This window comes from Ensifer sp. Root127, from assembly GCF_001425225.1.
Classification (GTDB): domain Bacteria; phylum Pseudomonadota; class Alphaproteobacteria; order Rhizobiales; family Rhizobiaceae; genus Ensifer; species Ensifer canadensis.
Genome location: NZ_LMDX01000034.1, coordinates 225,859 through 242,020, shown reverse-complemented (window position 1 = coordinate 242,020; position 16,162 = coordinate 225,859). Strand labels below are relative to the sequence as shown.

Here is a 16,162-nt window from a genome sequence, read left to right as displayed (position 1 = left end):
CCTGCCCGCACCCCCGAGGCGACGACGCCTCAGACGGCGATCGGCGCCTTGATGGTTGAATCAGCTTCGTAGCCGACCAGGGTAAAGTCTTCAAAACGGAACGAAAACAGATCCTTGACGTCTGGCTTGATCTGCATGGTCGGCAGCGTCTTCGGCGTGCGGGCAAGCTGCAGCCGTGCCTGGTCGAAATGGTTGTGGTAGATATGCGCGTCGCCGAAGGTATGGACGAAATCGCCCGGCTTCAGCCCGGTCACCTGCGCCACCATCATCGTCAGAAGCGCGTAGGAGGCGATGTTGAACGGCACGCCGAGGAAGATGTCGGCCGAACGCTGATAGAGCTGGCAGGAAAGCTTGCCGTCGGCGACATAGAACTGGAACAGGCAATGGCACGGCGGCAGGGCCATCTCGTCGACCAGCGCCGGGTTCCAGGCGGAAACGATATGACGGCGCGAGTTCGGATTGGTCTTCAGGCTTTCGACAAGACCGGCGATCTGGTCGATATGCCGCCCGTCCGGCGCCGGCCAGGAGCGCCACTGGTAGCCGTAGACGGGCCCGAGATCGCCGTTTTCGTCCGCCCATTCGTCCCAAATGCTGACGCCGTTTTCCTTGAGATAGGCGATATTGGTCTCGCCCTTCAGGAACCACAGCAGTTCGTGGATGATCGAGCGCAGGTGCAGCTTCTTGGTGGTCAGCACCGGGAAGCCTTGCGAAAGATCGAAACGCATCTGGTAGCCGAAGACCGAGCGCGTCCCCGTTCCCGTCCGGTCACCCCGGTCGGTTCCGCTGGTCATCACATGGTCGAGGAAGTCGAGATATTGCTGCATGGTCTGGCGCCGCCGATTCGTGTTGTCCCAAATTTAGGGTGAAGCCGGCGGCAAACCAATGTCCCGGGGGTGTTTATCCCGCATATTCAGCCGCGCTCAAAGCGGGATCAAGGAAAGTGCGCGCGGTTTTCCGCCTGCATCCCGCCTTCACAATGAACGTGATCTACAGCGTTTGCAGCTTACCGAGGTTCTTGGCCACCAGATAATAGAAGGTCACGCGTGACTTGGATCGATCTGCCGACATCGCCTTCGTCGTCGCCGAAATGGCCGCATCCGCTTCCGCACCCACGACGCCGAGCTTCTTCTCGCACCATTTTTCCCTAACGCGATCGAGTTCCTTGGGGTCCGTGGCCGACACGAGCGAGGAATCCTTGTTGCGCAGTGCAATGCCGAGATGGCGCACGATCTTGTTCACAACAGCTTCGTCGGCGCCGCTGTCATACTTCTGCACATCTGCGAGATAGTCAGTCATGATGCCTCCAGATTGATCTTGCTCGATAAACCGCAGCGCCCTTGCAGGCCGCGTGCAGCAGCCGGAGTTTTTCACGGCTGCCATTCATGTCAAGGCGTTTGGCATGTCAGGGGTTTTGGAAAAGCTGCGATATATCCGTGCTTTCCCCTTTTCTTCAGCGCCGGAAAGACCTATATGACAGATGCCGTCTTCGGGCGGCTATGGCAATAAACGGGCGGTGAAATAAACCCATTGGACCCGGGGGCGGTACCCGGCGCCTCCACCAAAAACCGGTCGAGATTTCGATGACCGGCTTTTGATGGGGGCGAAATAGGATCGACAAGGGCGTAAAGATCGACTTTTTGCTCGGCATTGTACCACCGTTATCGGGCTAAACTTATAGTTGCAAACGACAACTATGCTGAAGCACGTCTCGCTGCCTAACGGCGGTGCGACACTTCAAATCAAGTCCTTCCGGGTAGCACCGTAAGGCGGGGTCCGAAGGCACCTGGCAACAGAAGCCTTCACCTTCTCCCCCGCTTCGAAATGGTCTATAGATGCTTGAATAATTGACTCGTCATATCGAGACGGGCAATGGAAAGCCGACAGTAGAATTGAGTTCGAGAAAGACGGGAATCTCATGGGCCAGGACCACATTCGCTACGACATTCTGGCGCAGGACGCGCTTCGCGGCGTCATCCGCAAGGTGCTGACCGAGGTTGCGGCCACCGGCCACCTGCCCGGCGAGCACCATTTCTTCATCACCTTCCTGACCGGCGCGCCGGGTGTTCGCATCTCGCAGCACCTGAAATCCAAGTATCCCGAGCAGATGACCATCGTCGTGCAGCACCAGTTCTGGGAACTCAAGGTTTCCGAGGCCGGCTTCGAAATCGGCCTGTCCTTCTCCGATACGCCGGAGCGGCTGGTCATTCCGTTCAATGCCATTCGCGGCTTCTACGACCCCTCGGTCAATTTCGAACTCGAATTCGACGTGGCGACGGCCGAAGAGGAAGAGGCCGAATCGGCGGAGATCACCGCCTATCCCGTTCCTGAAACCGATGGCGAAGTGCCGCCCAAGGACCCGGAAAAATCCGGCGACGCCAAGAACGGCGGCGGCTCGGTGGTTTCGCTCGACTCCTTCCGCAAGAAGAACTGAGGCAAGCGAAAGGACGCGGCATGAGTGGTGACGTCGTCAATCTACGCCAGTTCCGCAAGCGCAATGCCCGCGCCGAAAAAGAAAAGCAGGCCGAACAGAACCGCATCTCGTTCGGCCGCACCAAGGCCGAGAAATCGCTGACCGACGCCTTGAATGCGAAGGCGGCAAAGGCCCTCGACCAGGGGCGCCGCGAACCTTCCGGCGATCGACCTGACGAGGCCGAGGACTGAAGCGCCGCGCGCACGAACGGCTGCGGAACGTTTAAAGCGTTACAGCGACCTTTGCGCGTCTAATAAGACGCGCGGCGCTGTAGAGATCGCGACGCGCTTTAGAACGTCGAACCCGGCGCACGACCTGCAAAAAAGCGATTCCGCTTCAATGACTTGCAGCAACGTCCCGAATCAAACCGCCAACGACTTGAATCAATTTGCGAGCTCCGGCGATGATCCGAAAACACTCCGCCACCTTGCACGGCCACCGCACCAGCTTCTCGCTGGAAGATCCGTTCTGGTTGGAGCTGAAGACGATCGCGGCCGCCCGCGCCATGCCGATCGCCCAACTGATCGTCGAGATCGACGATGCGCGTGGCGCCGACAGCAACCTGTCTTCGGCGCTCCGCGTCTACGTTCTCGACTGGATCAAGGCGAATATAGAGCTGTCAGCGGCCAGCGACACTTGACGGCTCTTCGCCTGGCTCATCGCGGCCGCTTCCGAATGTCTCGGTGAAGACGCCTGCAAGCCCCTCGCGCAGCTGGTTTGCCATCGCCCTGATGCCGCCCGGCCGACGCAAATACTCGACCAGGCAAACCCGGTTGCGCCCGGTATTCTTGGCGAGATAGAGCTGGTCGTCGGCGATCTTGAAGACATCCTCATAGTGGGCGGGATAGCTGAACAGCGCCACACCGACGCTGACAGTGACTGGCTCTGCGCCCGGCGCGATCGCCTGCCCGCGCTCGGCCACCGCCAACCGAATTCGCTCCGCCATCGCCCCTATCGTTTCGGGACGGGCATAGGGAACGAAAACGCCGAATTCCTCTCCGCCGAGGCGCCCCGTCAGGCCGCTACCGTCCACTGCCTGGCGCATCTCGGTTGCTATCGCCACCAATGCCTGATCGCCGGCCAGATGGCCGTGGCAATCGTTGATGCGTTTGAAGTGGTCGGCGTCCAGCACCATCAGCGCCGACGTCGGCGGAAACGGCTCGAGGTCCTGATCGGCAAAGAATGCGGTGACATCCGATGTGAAGGCGGCACGGTTGAGACAGCCCGTCAGGCCGTCATAGCGACTGGCCAGCGTCAGAAGATCGTTGGCAAGTGCCAACTGTTGGAGCTTGATGCCGATGAAGGCGAAAAGCGGGATGGCCAGCAGCAGCGGAATGAACAGCGCAAGGCGCATTGAGGTCGCCATCAGCTCGCCGCCGAACGGGACGATGTAGTAATAAGTGATGAGAAGGGCAACGGCCGTGCAGCCGGCAGTGCCTGAAAACGTCCAGTTCATGATCCAGATGATCGCGCGGCGATCAAGGCCCTGCTCCAGCGACTTCATGCCACCCCCCGTTGCAGGCCTCACTGTGAAGGCAGGATGCTAACTCCTGCTCAATCAATCCATTAGGATTTTAGGGGTCTCCCCATTTCAGCGCGCAAAAGCAGGCATTCGGCGCAGGAGCGGGATTGCCTTCACAAACCAGATGCATGCCTCAGCACCCGTCCCTGAACACACCAATCCGGGAAAATTTGAAGCACACGCCGACAGAAACATAGACTTGAGATTGCAACTGTGGCCCATCCCACCGGTTTCTGTGTGCTTGGCGCCACAGCTCGGGCATTTCGGTAACGCTTGATCCGGCAATAAACGCGAATGGGCTTGTTTAGACTGCACTAATTTCAAACAATCATACAGTTGCCAGCGCACGAGAGTCGCTGGCTGGACAGGAGAGGGAGGAACCCATGAAGCTCTATGCTCGTATCGGTCTGGCCACGTGTTTGACTTTGTCATCGGCCGCCATCGCCAGCGCCGCCGATATCGCACCCCTTCTTGCACCCACAGCCCAACAGCAGGAGACGGAGAGCGGCTGGAAGTTCACCGTTGCACCCTACTTCTGGATGGCGGGCCTGACGGGCGACACCGCCCAGTTCGGTCTCCCTGAGGTGCACATCGATTCAAGCTTCGGAGATATCTGGGACCATCTCGATTTCGCTTTCATGGCGACGGGCGAAGCCCGCAACGGGCCCTACAGCATCTTCGGCGACGTGATCTATACCGACCTTTCCGCCGACGGCCACACGCCGAACGGCATTCTTGCCAATAGCGTCGATGTGAAATCGAAGACCTTTGCCGGATTGCTTGGCGTCGGTTATGCGATCTACGAAGATCAATCGTCCAACCTGGATTTCGTCGGCGGCCTGAAAGTCTGGTCGGTTGATTCGACGCTTTCGTTCTCAGGCGGCCTGCTCAACGGTAGGAAACGCGAAGACAGTGCGACATGGGTCGATGCGGTCGCGGGCTTGCGCGGCGCCTATTACTTCACGCCCGAGTTCTATATGACCGGCTGGGGGCTGGTCGGTGCGGGCGGCGCGGATCTCGACTGGGATGCAGCGCTCGGTCTCGGCTACAAGTTCACGGATACGATCTCAGTCGTCGCCGGCTACCGCGCACTCGGCGTCGACTACAGCGACGACGGCTTCAAGTTCGACGCCGTGCAACACGGACCGATCCTCGGCGTTGCCATCCACTTCTGAACCGGGACGCGGCGACGCTTCGCAATCCTGGCCGAAAGATTCTATGCTCCAATGCGAGCTGGAGACCCAAGCATTTCCAGGAAAAGTGCGAGGCGGTTTTCCGTCAGGAAATGCGTAAGAACAAAGAGACAGAGCATTTCTGCGACTCCGCTTAAACTGGAAACGATCCAAGCGTGATCGTCCGGTGTGAGCACGCGGGCGACAAACCGCACAGCTGCACGCCCGACGGCACGCACAGCTACAGCGACCTTTGCGCGTCTTATTAGACGGGCAAAGGTCGCTGTAGCACTTTGAATTGCTGCCTGTTGTTATCCTTAAATCGAATAGGATTTAAGGAACCATGCAGTAGGCCAACGCCTATGCGGCGCGCAACCGCGATGCCGGCAAGACTATTGCACGGTAATGTCGGGCAAGACGTCGAAATTCAGCCCCTGGCCGCCCGGTTTCTGCGGGCCTTCGACGGTACCTGTATTCGGCTGCGCCTGCGCTGGCGCGCCCAGCTGCTGTTGCTGCTGGCGTTCGCGTTCGGCCTGAGCAGCCTCTTCCGCCGCCTTGCGGGCCGCCTCGGCGCGGGCGGCGAGATCCGCCTTCACCCGCTCCGCCTCGACTGCCGCAGCGGCGCGGCGCCGTTCTTCGGCGATCGCCCGCAGGCGCTCGACTTCACGCTGCTGCGCCTTTGCCTTGTAGAGCTGCACCTCGCGGCGCAGCCGCTGCTTCTCAAGCACGTTGGCCTGCAGCGTCTCGACGCGCCGGCGCTCGCGCTCGAAGGCCCGAAGCGAGAGGAAATTCGAGAGATCGGCAACATCGAGGCTGACGCCTGGCGATGCCAGCAGTCCCGCGAAGCCGAGCCGCACGCGCGGCTCAGCGCCAGCAAGCGCCTCGTCACCCGGACGGAAAGTCATGTCGATGCCGGCATCGATGCGTTCTGCCGCAAGGTCGAGCGACGCCTCGCCGGCAAAAGCTGCGTTGCCGTCGGCGGCCGTCACGTTCTGTGCCCGCAGCACGCCGCCGGCGATGCTGAAGGGCACCTTGACCACACCGACGACCGACTGGCCCGAAAACACCGTCGCCTCCGCCGCCTGGCGGATCGCGTCAGCTGAAATCTCCATCTTCAGCGCATCGGCAGTCGCCATCAACTGCGGCAGGGCGGCGCTGTTGATGCCGTTGAGTGTCACGCCGTTGAAGGTCGCAGTGCCCGAGCCGCTTGCCGAATGCGCCATGGCTTGCGCGTTCGCGCCCGATGCCTCCAGCGCCACGGACAGGTCGAAGGTGCCGGTGGCAACCGGCGCGCCTGCCCGCATCCAGCCCGCCTGCGCCAGATCGCCGCCCTTGACGTCGAGACGCGAGCGCAGGAAGCCGGAACCGTTGGCATTGCCGATCTGCACCCGGCCCTCAAGTTTGCCGCCGAGCCAGTCGCCGGTCGCGTCGGTGAAGGCGATCTCGTCGCCCTTCCATTCCATCTTGCCGACAAAATTTCCAACGGCGCCGTAGAAGCCCGGCCAGAAATTGGCCGCCTGCACATCCAGGGCCACGTTGAGGCCGGTCCAGGCCGCCTGGGCGACCGGCGTTTTCGACAGCGCGCCGGTCGACATGTCCTGAACCTGGCCGAGGATGCCCTCGGCGAGCCAGGCGAGATCGAGCGTTGCAAGGTTGATCTGGCCCTCCGCCTTGCCCGGCACCTTGCGGTCGATCGTCAGCGCGCCTGCAAAGCCGTTGTTATCCGCCTTGCCTTCGACCGTTGTAAGGGCGATCGCCTCCGGTGTCGTCGCCACGTCGGCCGAAACAGAGATCGGCAGGCCACTGCCCGTCTGTGGCAGGGCGATGCCCTGCTGCAGCAGATAAGGTTCGAGGTCTTCCGTCTGCAGCGTCAGCTTGGCCTGGCCCTCGAGGAAATGGTCGCGCGAAAGATCGAAGCTGCCCTTGGCGGCAAGCGCCGTCTTCTCAGTGGTAAAGGTCACCGTGCCATTGGCGTTGGAGCCATCGGTGCTCTGCAGCTTGACCGAGAGGATGCCGTTGGCGTCCGCATCGAATGGCAGCGGATCGAACCCGGCCTGGCCGAGCAGCAACAGCGTCTGCGGGTTTTCGAGCGTCGCTTCGAGCAGCATGCCCTTGCCGGCAAGCGCCTGGGCCATGTCGGGCGCCTGATAGCTGGCGGCGATCTTGGTGCCGTTGGCCGTGCCGAAGATGCCGAAGGTCGCGGGCGCGTTGCCTTCCTTGTTGCCGGCGGTCAGCGTCACGTCGAAGGCGGCGTCCGTGTAGTACGGGCCAGCCTTGGTCAGCCGACGAAGGGCCGGATGATCGACGGCGTGCCGGCCGATCATTTCCAGGAACGGCGTCAGATCGTTGGCCGCGAGCTTCATCTTGGCCGAAATGACGGGCTTTGCGAGATCGCCGCTGGCGCGGCCGGAAAAGGCAAGCTGCGCGCCGGCAAGCGAGCCGATCGCCACGCGCTCGGCCTGTAGCTGGCCGTTCTTGAGCGTCACCACCGCCTGAACGTCGCGGGCATCTTCGCCGAAGGCGGAGAACTCGTCGGCCGAAAGGTCGGCAGCGATCGCGTGCTGCATCAATGTCGAGGTCGAGGCATCGCCGGCGACGAGGCCAGCCAGCGCCTGCAAGGCTTCGAGATCGATGCGGTTGCCGTTCAGCTGCAGCGAAAGGTTCGGCTGCTGCTCGGCGAAGGACTGGCGCTCGAGCCGCCCCTTGAGGCTGGCATCGCCGGCCGCGACTTCAAGGTTTTCGAACTGCTGCAGCGTGTCGGTCAGGTTGACGGTTGCCGAAAAACCCGCGGTCTTCAGCTTGCGGATGGCCGGGTCGACAGAGCCGGCCAGCCAGCTCGCCAGCCCCGACGGCTGGTTGGACGCGAGCAGCAGGTCGCCGCGGAAGGAGCGCTGACCCTTGAGGTTGAGCCGTCCCTTGGCCTCGAGCTGGGTGCGACCGGGCAGAAGCGCCACGACATTGTCGATTACCCATCCGGCGCCATCAGGCTGTACGTCGATGCGCACGTCGCGCACCGTCGTATCGCCGATGACGATCGCCGGCAGCTTCAAACTGGCCCTGCCCGGCACCTGCGGAATGGGAATGTCGGCAGCGATCGCCAGCATCGCTTCCAGCCGCTGGCGCATGGAGATCGCCGGGTCGCGCCCGGTCTTGCCGTTGCTGCCGGAATTGCCGATGCGGCTGACGTCGATCTGCTGGCCGTCGGCAATTAGCAGGAACTTCTGCTCCTTGCCGGTGTCGAGCGTCGCCTCGCCGGTCACCACGTAAGGATCATCCGAAGGACCGACCTCGAAGCGATACTCCGGCACACGGATGCTCTCATTGGTCAGCTGGAAATCGCCGTTGATGCGCAGCGGCGCATGGTCGTCGACTTCTTTGGCCTCGCCCTGCGGGCGGTTTTCGGTCAGCGTGAAGCGGCCGCCGTAAAGCGGCTTGAAGTCGACGATCTTCAGCGCGCCATCGAGCTCGACGCCGAATGGACGCTTGTCCGGCGTCACCCGCGCCTTGAGGCTGAGCGCGCCCGCCTCGTCCACCTTGTTACTGGCAAAGGCAAAACTGCCGGCCTCGCCGTCCAATGCCGCACGACCTTCGACCTTCCAGGGGCCGGCCAGCGACCGGGCCGAAAGATCGGCGGCAAGGTCGGTCACGCGCCGGGTGCGGCCGGTCTGCTCGTCGATGAATTCGATCTCGCCCTGGGTGATCTCTACGTTTTCAAGCACCACCGTCTTGGCGGGGATCGCCGTGCGCGTACCACGCGCCCAGTCGAGCGTACCGTCGGAAAGCAGCCGGACCTTGGCCTTGGGCCGGTCGAGGCGCATGTCGAAGATTAGCGCTTCGCCACTCAGGAACGGCGCAAGCTCCGCGCTCATCGAGAATTGTTCGACCTGGATCAGCGGTTCGCGCGCATCGCTGCCGCCGACACGCACGTCGTTGAGCGTCACGGTCGGGAACGGGATCAGGCGTGCGTCGACGCGGCCGTGCACGACGACGGGTTTGCCCATGATGCGGCTAGCCTCGCGCTCGAATTCCTTGCGGAAACCCGTCCAGTCGATGAACCACGGGGCGATCAGCGCCGCAAAGAGCGCAACAACCACAAGACCGCCGATGGCAACCAGAATTCGCGAAAGCACCGTGCCTACATTCCCATCAAGTTCTCGGGGCGCCTGTCGACGCCGTCTGCGTCCATATGAACGCCAAAGGGACGTTTCCGTCCATTACAATTGCGCGGGCGCGCCCGCCTTTGCCCCAAAGGGGTAGTGGCCGCGCGGCCGCGTGTCCCCTCGCCCGTCGTCTCGCGTCAGGCGAAGATCTTGCCGGGGTTGAAGATATTCTGCGGGTCGAGAGAACGCTTGACCTGCCGCATCAGATCCAGCGCGTCGCCGAGTTCGGCTTCGAGGAACGGCATCTTGCCCTGACCGATGCCGTGTTCGCCGGTGCAGGTCCCGTCCATCGACAGCGCCCGCGCATTCAGCCGCTCGACGAAGGCCTCGGCCCGCGCCACGTCGGCGGCGTCCTTGTCGTCAAACAGCAGGCCGACGTGGAAGTTGCCGTCGCCCGCGTGGCCGACGATCGGTGCCGTCAGACCGTGCTGGGCGATGTCGTCATGGGTCGCCGCAACGCAATCGGCCAGCCGCGAGATCGGCACACAGACATCGGTGGAGAGAATTGCAGCCCCGGGGATCAGGCTCTTCTGGGCCCAGTAGGCGTTGTGCCGCGCCTTCCACAGCCGCGCCCGCTCTTCCGGGTTGGTCGTCCAGATGAAGCCGCTAGAGCCGAATTCCGACGCAATTTCGGCAAAGTGCCGCGATTGCATCTCGACGCTCTCGCTGTTCCCATGGAATTCGACAAAAAGCGTCGGCGTTTCCTCATAGGAAAGGCCGGAGTAGCCGTTGCACGCCTTCATCTGCAAAGCGTCCAACAGCTCGATGCGGGCGACCGGAATGCCGGACTGGATCGTCAGGATCACCGCGTTGCAGGCATCGGCAATCGTCGGGAACGGGCAGACGCCGCCGGAGATGACCTCGGGAATGCCCTGCAGCCGGAGCGTGATCGAGGTGATGATGCCGAGCGTGCCCTCGGCCCCGACGAAGAGCCGGGTCAGGTCATAGCCGGCAGACGACTTGCGTGCCCGATGCGCGGTGCGCACCTCGCGCCCGTCTGATGTCACCACCGTCAGCGCCAGCACATTGTCCTTCATCGTGCCGTAGCGCACCGCGTTGGTGCCGGACGCCCGCGTCGAGGCCATGCCGCCGATCGAGGCGTTGGCGCCGGGATCGATCGGGAAGAACAGGCCGGTGTCGCGCAGATAGGTGTTCAGCTCCTCGCGGGTGATGCCGGGCTCGACCCGGCAATCCAAGTCTTCCGCGTTGACCTCGAGCACCCGGTTCATCCGCATCATGTCGACGGAAATGCCACCGTTCGGCGCGTTGACGTGGCCCTCGAGCGAGGATCCGGTGCCAAAGGGAATGAGCGGCACGGCATTTGCGGCTGCGATCGCAACGATCTCGCGCACCTCGTCGGCACTCTCGGGGAAGACGACGCCATCGGGAAGCTGCGCCGGGATGTAGGTGGTGGTGTGGGCATGCTGGGCACGGATCGCTTCGCCCGTCTGGAACCGATCGCCGAATCGGGCAGCAAGCTGCCCCTTTGCGGTTTCGATCCCGGTTTCGTTTCTCGAGCCAGCTCTGATCGCCTTCAATGCCACGGAAAACGTCCCTTCTTCATGCCATTCGCGCTGCCCCATTCCGACATAGGGGAAGCGCTTTCATTTCAAGGCGCTACTGTGCAAATCGGAATCACTTTGTCCAGACGTTCACGCAGTCTCCGGCAGACTATCGCGTGAAAACGCCGCTGGTGAGACCTGAGTGTCACAAAGCTTTCGCATTGCGACGGATAACGTCGATCAGAATTCCCTCCCGGATCTGCCCTTGAGCCGGCAGCTCTGCGCCCAACGACGACACCTATCGTTGTGCAGCCCCTGACGGTATATACTGAAGGGAGAGAGGAGAAGGTCAAATGCTCGGTCTGCTCGGTCTGCTCGCTTTGTTTACCGCAGCGGTATTCTTCGGCGCCGCCGTCTACATCAACGTCGCCGAACACCCGGCAAGGCTTCACCTCGATGAGCGGCCCTCGCCCAATGGGTGCCGGCCTACCGGCGAGGTTTCGAGATGCAAGCCTCGCTCGCAATCATCTCGGGCCTGCTCGGCGCTGCCGCATGGTGGCAGAGTGACAATGCACTTTGGGGCCTAGGGGCAGCAATCATCATTCTGAACTGGCCCTACACGATCCTCGTCATCATGCCGATCAACCGACGCCTCGAGGCAACGCGGCCGGATGAGGCGAGCGAGGAAACCCGCGCGCTTCTCCGCCGCTGGGCGAGGCTCCACGCCGGCAGGAGTGCGCTGGGCGCGATCGCAGCGGTGGTCTTTCTGATCGCCGCCTGGCTTGAACTTCAGGGTTAGCGCTTTTTAGAGCCAGGGAGCAGCGCGACAGGCGGTCAGCGTTGACATCTTCGCTGCCGACGCTGAGAGCCCGCCGCTATTTCGTTTCGAGCGCGGCCGCCGCTTCCATTTCCTCGTGCAGCTTGCGCTCCTCGTCCGCATGCGGCTTCGTGAGCCCAGCAATGACGAGATAGGCGACCGGCGTGAGATAGAGCGTCACGACCACGGCAAGGCCGAGCCCGCCGACCAGCACCCAGCCGAGCGCAATGCGCGCCTCGGCACCGGCACCGCTTGCCAGCACCAGCGGCACCGCGCCGACGATGGTGGCGATCATCGTCATCATCACCGGCCTGAGGCGAATGTTGGCGGCGTTCTCGATCGCCGTGCGCACATCCTGGCCGCGATCACGCAGCTGGTTGGCGAATTCGACGATCAGGATGCCGTTCTTCGCCATGATGCCGACAAGCATGACCAGGCCGATCTGGCTGTAGATGTTAAGCGTGTTGCCGGTCATGATCATCGCAAAGATCGCGCAGGCAAGCCCGAGCGGCACCGTCGCCATGATGATGAAGCCGCTGATGAAGCTTTCGAACTGCGCCGCCAGCACCAGGAAGATGATGACGAGGGCAAAGCCGAAGGTGATGACGAGGCCGTTGGCGTTCTCGTTGAGGGTGGCAGCCTCGGCCAGCGGCATGATGCGCGAGCCCGGCGGCAGCAGCGGCTCGGCCATCTGCTCGACCATGGTCAGCGCCTCACCGAGCGCCAGGTCGGACTTGAGCCCGGCCGACAGCGACACGGCGCGAAGCTGCGATTCGCGCGAGAGCTGCGGCGCCACGGCGGTTTCCTCGACGCTGGCGATCGTCGACATCGGCACGATCTTGCCGTCGCCGGCTTTCAGAAAGATGTTCTGCAGGTCGGTCGGGTCGTTGACCGGATTGGTCGAGGACAGGAGCTTGACCGGGTAGGATTCGCCGTCGACATAGACATCGACGACGCTGTTGCCGTCGAGCATCGCCTGCAGCGCCCAGGCAAGGCCGCCGATATCGACGCCCATGTCGGATGCCCGCTCGCGGTCGATGGTGATCGAAAGCTGCGCCTGGTTGGCCTCATAGTTCAGCCGCACATTCTCGAAGCGCCCGGTGTCTTCCATCTGGCGCACCAGCTTTGCCGCGGCATCGCCGAGCTTGGTGTAGTCGTTACCAACAAGCGCCACCTGCAGGCCGCTGCCGGCGCCGCGAATGCCGAGGCTGTTGGGCTGCATCGCAAACACCCGCACCGAGGGGATGCGCGCCGTCACCTTGTTGATGTCGGAGACGATCTGCTGCTGGCTGCGGTCGCGCTTGTCCCAGGGGGCAAGCGTCAGCACCATGAAGCCGCTATTGGCCGAACCACCCTGGCCGGAGATCGAGAAGATGTTGTCGATCTCGCCGGATTTGACCAGCGGCTGCAGCCCGTCCTCGATCCGGCGCATCTGCGCCTGCGCATATTCCAGCGACACGCCCTGCGGCGCGTTGATGCGCATCATCACCTGCGAGCGGTCCTCGCTCGGTGTCAGTTCCGATTTCAGCGTCATGAAGCCGATGCCGCCCATGGCGGTGAAGAAGGCGGCAACGACGAAGACGATCAGCGGCGCATTGAGGCAACCGCGCAACGTGACCCGGTAGAATTCCGAAGCCCGTGCCCCGAACCGGCGCATCGGCCCCGGCTTCTCGTTGTGGGCCTCCTTTGTCAGCATGCGCGATGCCAGCATCGGGCAGAGCGTCAGCGACACGAAGGACGAAAGCAGGATCGAGAAGGCGAGCACGAAGCCGAACTCGCGGAAGAGCCCGCCTGTCTGGCCCGGCAGGAAGGACAGCGGCACGAACACGGCCGCAAGCGTCGCGGTCGTCGCCAGCACCGCGAAGAACACTTCGAGCGTGCCGTGCACGGCCGCGGCCCTTGGGCCCAGCCCTTCGGCCCGCCGTCGCACGATGTTTTCCAGAACCACGATCGCATCATCGACCACGAGCCCCGTGGCGAGCACGATCGCCAGCAGCGTCAGGATGTTGATCGAGAAGCCGGCCATGTAGATCGCCGCCACCGTCCCGATCAGCGCGATCGGCATGGTGATGGTCGGGATCAGCGTTGCGCGCCAGTCGAGCAGGAACATGTAGATGACGAGCGTGACGATGAAGATCGCCACGCCCAGCGCAATCTCGACCTCGTGGATGGCGCCGTTGATGAAGACGGCGTCGTCGCTGGTGATCCTGAGCTGCGTGCCCTCGGGAAGAATCTGCGTCTGGATCGTCTCGACGACCTTGCGCACGCCCTCGGAAATATCGACGGTATTGGATTGCGCCTGGCGGATGATGCCGAGGCCGATGCCCTGGCGGCCGTTGGAGCGCAGCGCCGTGGTGCCTGAATCGGGTCCGAGCGTCACCGTGCCGATGTCGCGCAGCCGCACATTGTTGACGAGGATGAGGTTTTCGAATTGCTCCGGCGTCTGCAGGTCGGCGGTGGCGCGCACCGAAATGTCCTGGCTGGCGCTCGTGAGCTTGCCGGCCGGCACGTCATAGGAGGCGTTGGCAAGGGCCGTCCTGAGGTCTGCCACCGTCACGCCGCGCCCGGCAAGCTTGGCTTGGTCGAGGTCGATGCGAAAGATTTTTTCCTGGTCGCCATAGACGGCAACGTCGGCGACGCCCTCGACGGCGGCCAGCCGGTCGCTGATCTCGTTTTCGACGAGCAGCGTCATGTCTTCCATCGACATGGTATCGGAGGTCAGCGCCAGGCGCATGATCGGTTGGCTGTCGGCGTCCGCCTTGACGATGCTCGGCTCGTCCGCCTGGTCGGGCAGCTGGTTGCGAACGCGCCCCAGCGCATCGCGGATATCGTTGGCCGCCTGGCCGATGTCGGTGGTGTCGGAGAATTGCAGCGTCACGCGGCTGCGGCCGAAGGACGAGGTCGAGGAGATGTCGCGGATGCCCTGCACGCGCGAGACCGCACCTTCGACGACCGATGTCACCTCGCGGTCCATGGTCTCGGGTGCTGCACCGTCGAGCGTCGTCGTCACGGAGACGACCGGCTGGTCGACCTGCGGCAGTTCGCGGATCTCGATGCCGTTCCAGGCCGCAAGGCCGGCGACGACGATCAGCGTGTTGACGACCAGGGCGAAGATCGGCCGGCGGATGAAAAGCGCGGTGAAGCCGGTCTTGCCGGCCTCGCGCGCGGTCTGGTGGCCGGGTTCCTTCGCGCCGCTCACTTCCCGTCCTCCGCGACCTTCTGCGCGGCATCGCGGCGCTCGCGCCCGGCAATGCGCACGTCGCCGCCGTCGCGCAGCCGCTGCACACCTTCGGTGACGACTTCGTCGCCTTCGCTCAAGGCCGCATCAACCAGCACCTTGTCGGGGTTGCGCTGGATGATCTTGACCGGAACCCGCTCGCTCTTGTCGGCGCTGACACGCCAGACATAGGAGCCTTCGGAGCTCCACTGGATCGCGAGCGGATCGACGGTCGGATAGGTGTCGCCATCGAATGCCATGGTCACCGAGAAGGACATGCCCGCCCGCAACGTGTCGTCAGGATTTTCCAGCCGCGCCCGCACGCGCAGCGTCCGGCTTGCCTGGTCCAGGCGGTTGTCGATGGCGTGAATGACGCCCTCGAGTTGGCTGCCCGGCTGGGCAATGGCGTGCGCTGTCACCGGCTGGCCGACGACGATCTTGCTCGCAAAACGCTCCGGCACCCAGAAGTCGACGAGGATTTCCGAGCGGTCGTCGACCACGGCGATCGGCGTCGTCGTGGTGACGTAGTCGCCGACATTGACGGTGATGATGCCGACAACGCCCTGCGACGGCGCAACGATATCGCGGCGCTTGAGGTCGAGCTCGGCGGTCTTGAGCGCAAGCTCCGCGGCCTGCATGGCGATTTCGGCGTCGCGCACGTCGACGGCGGTCACCGCGCGCGCTGTGCTGAGGTTGCGATAGCGCTCCAGTTTTTCGCGGGCACTGTCGCGCGTCAGCCGCGCCTGGTCGGCAGCAATCTTCTGGTCGTCGCTATCGAGCTTGGCGATCACCTGCCCCTGCGCCACCTTTTCGCCGGAGCGCACGAGAATTTCGGTGAGGTTGCCGGTGGCCGTCGGCGTCACGGTGACGGAGTGGATCGCCTCGCCGTTGCCGATCGCGTTCAGCCGGTCATTGACGACAGACGTTGCCGAAGGGCGAACCATGACGAGGATGGCGTCGTTGCCGCCCTGCCTGCGTCCGCCGCTGCCTTGGCCGCCCTCGCCCCCAGCGGCACCGCTCTGCTTGGAGATGGCATCGATCAGCGGATGCGAGACACCGATCGCGGCCAGCGTTTCGCCTGCTCCGGGCACGAACCGCACCCAGACGCCGGCACCCACCAAAAGCACAACGGCGCTCACCGCCAGCTGTTTCCAAACCCGCATTCATGTCTCCAAATATGCAAAACGCGCTCCTGCGCGGCACGCGCCGGCGGAACGTTCCGATTTGCCCAGAGTATCGTTGTTCGCACCTTTGTGGGCAACGGCGGAATGCCATCATTACGCAATTGTAATAAAAGCGTAT

11 protein-coding genes, 1 other RNA gene and 1 pseudogene are annotated in these 16,162 nt (G+C 63.2%); 6 read left to right on the top strand and 7 right to left on the bottom strand.

Going from position 1 to position 16,162, the window contains the following annotated elements; translation table 11 throughout:
* Positions 1 to 29: 29 nt before the first annotated feature.
* Positions 30 to 824, bottom strand: a complete 795-nt coding sequence (locus tag ASD03_RS28600; RefSeq protein ID WP_025427675.1) for a thymidylate synthase — start codon at positions 822 to 824, stop codon at positions 30 to 32.
* 163 nt (positions 825 to 987) lie between these two features.
* Entirely contained in the window at positions 988 to 1,296 is a 309-nt protein-coding gene (locus ASD03_RS28595; RefSeq protein ID WP_025427676.1) for a DUF2853 family protein, read from the bottom strand.
* Positions 1,297 to 1,440: 144 nt separating this feature from the next.
* On the opposite strand from ASD03_RS28595, the gene ssrA reads away from it, so the two are divergent.
* The 4 genes from ssrA to ASD03_RS28580 all read left to right on the top strand — a co-directional run bounded on the left by ssrA (position 1,441) and on the right by ASD03_RS28580 (position 3,110).
* Positions 1,441 to 1,804, top strand: a transfer-messenger RNA (tmRNA) gene (gene ssrA / locus ASD03_RS37225).
* Positions 1,805 to 1,915: 111 nt separating this feature from the next.
* A complete protein-coding gene (locus ASD03_RS28590) occupies positions 1,916 to 2,431 on the top strand; it encodes an SspB family protein (protein WP_025427677.1) in 516 nt (171 codons plus the stop codon).
* A gap of 20 nt (positions 2,432 to 2,451) precedes the next feature.
* A complete protein-coding gene (locus ASD03_RS28585) occupies positions 2,452 to 2,661 on the top strand; it encodes a DUF4169 family protein (RefSeq protein WP_025427678.1) in 210 nt (69 codons plus the stop codon).
* 212 nt (positions 2,662 to 2,873) lie between these two features.
* A complete protein-coding gene (locus tag ASD03_RS28580) occupies positions 2,874 to 3,110 on the top strand; it encodes a ribbon-helix-helix domain-containing protein (protein WP_025427679.1) in 237 nt (78 codons plus the stop codon).
* On the opposite strand, the gene ASD03_RS28575 is transcribed toward ASD03_RS28580, so the two are convergent.
* Complete coding sequence (locus ASD03_RS28575; protein ID WP_025427680.1) at positions 3,090 to 3,974, bottom strand: GGDEF domain-containing protein; 885 nt, start codon at positions 3,972 to 3,974, stop codon at positions 3,090 to 3,092. The two genes, ASD03_RS28580 and ASD03_RS28575, sit on opposite strands and share 21 nt — an antisense overlap.
* Before the next feature lie 401 nt (positions 3,975 to 4,375).
* Here ASD03_RS28575 and ASD03_RS28570 point away from each other — a divergent pair, with 401 nt between their 5' ends.
* Positions 4,376 to 5,167 carry a hypothetical protein gene (locus ASD03_RS28570; RefSeq protein ID WP_025427681.1) on the top strand — a complete coding sequence of 264 codons (792 nt, stop codon included), beginning with the start codon at positions 4,376 to 4,378 and terminating at the stop codon, positions 5,165 to 5,167.
* 389 nt (positions 5,168 to 5,556) lie between these two features.
* Here the strand turns inward: ASD03_RS28570 and ASD03_RS28565 are convergent, their stop codons facing one another.
* Together ASD03_RS28565 and ASD03_RS28560 are read right to left on the bottom strand one after the other, a co-directional pair.
* Positions 5,557 to 9,294, bottom strand: a complete 3,738-nt coding sequence (locus tag ASD03_RS28565) for an AsmA-like C-terminal region-containing protein (RefSeq protein WP_025427682.1) — start codon at positions 9,292 to 9,294, stop codon at positions 5,557 to 5,559.
* Between the two features lie 167 nt (positions 9,295 to 9,461).
* Positions 9,462 to 10,868, bottom strand: coding sequence for an FAD-linked oxidase C-terminal domain-containing protein (locus ASD03_RS28560; RefSeq protein ID WP_025427683.1), 1,407 nt, complete (start codon positions 10,866 to 10,868; stop codon positions 9,462 to 9,464).
* A gap of 320 nt (positions 10,869 to 11,188) precedes the next feature.
* On the opposite strand from ASD03_RS28560, the pseudogene ASD03_RS28555 reads away from it, so the two are divergent.
* Positions 11,189 to 11,625: pseudogene (locus tag ASD03_RS28555) on the top strand (DUF1772 domain-containing protein).
* Between the two features lie 76 nt (positions 11,626 to 11,701).
* On the opposite strand, the gene ASD03_RS28550 reads toward ASD03_RS28555, so the two are convergent.
* Both ASD03_RS28550 and ASD03_RS28545 read right to left on the bottom strand, forming a co-directional pair.
* Entirely contained in the window at positions 11,702 to 14,842 is a 3,141-nt protein-coding gene (locus ASD03_RS28550; RefSeq protein ID WP_025427684.1) for an efflux RND transporter permease subunit, read from the bottom strand.
* On the bottom strand, positions 14,839 to 16,023 hold the full coding sequence (locus tag ASD03_RS28545; RefSeq protein ID WP_025427685.1) for an efflux RND transporter periplasmic adaptor subunit: 1,185 nt from the start codon (positions 16,021 to 16,023) through the stop codon (positions 14,839 to 14,841). Before ASD03_RS28545 ends, ASD03_RS28550 begins: the two co-directional genes overlap by 4 nt.
* Between the last annotated feature and the right edge of the window lie 139 nt (positions 16,024 to 16,162).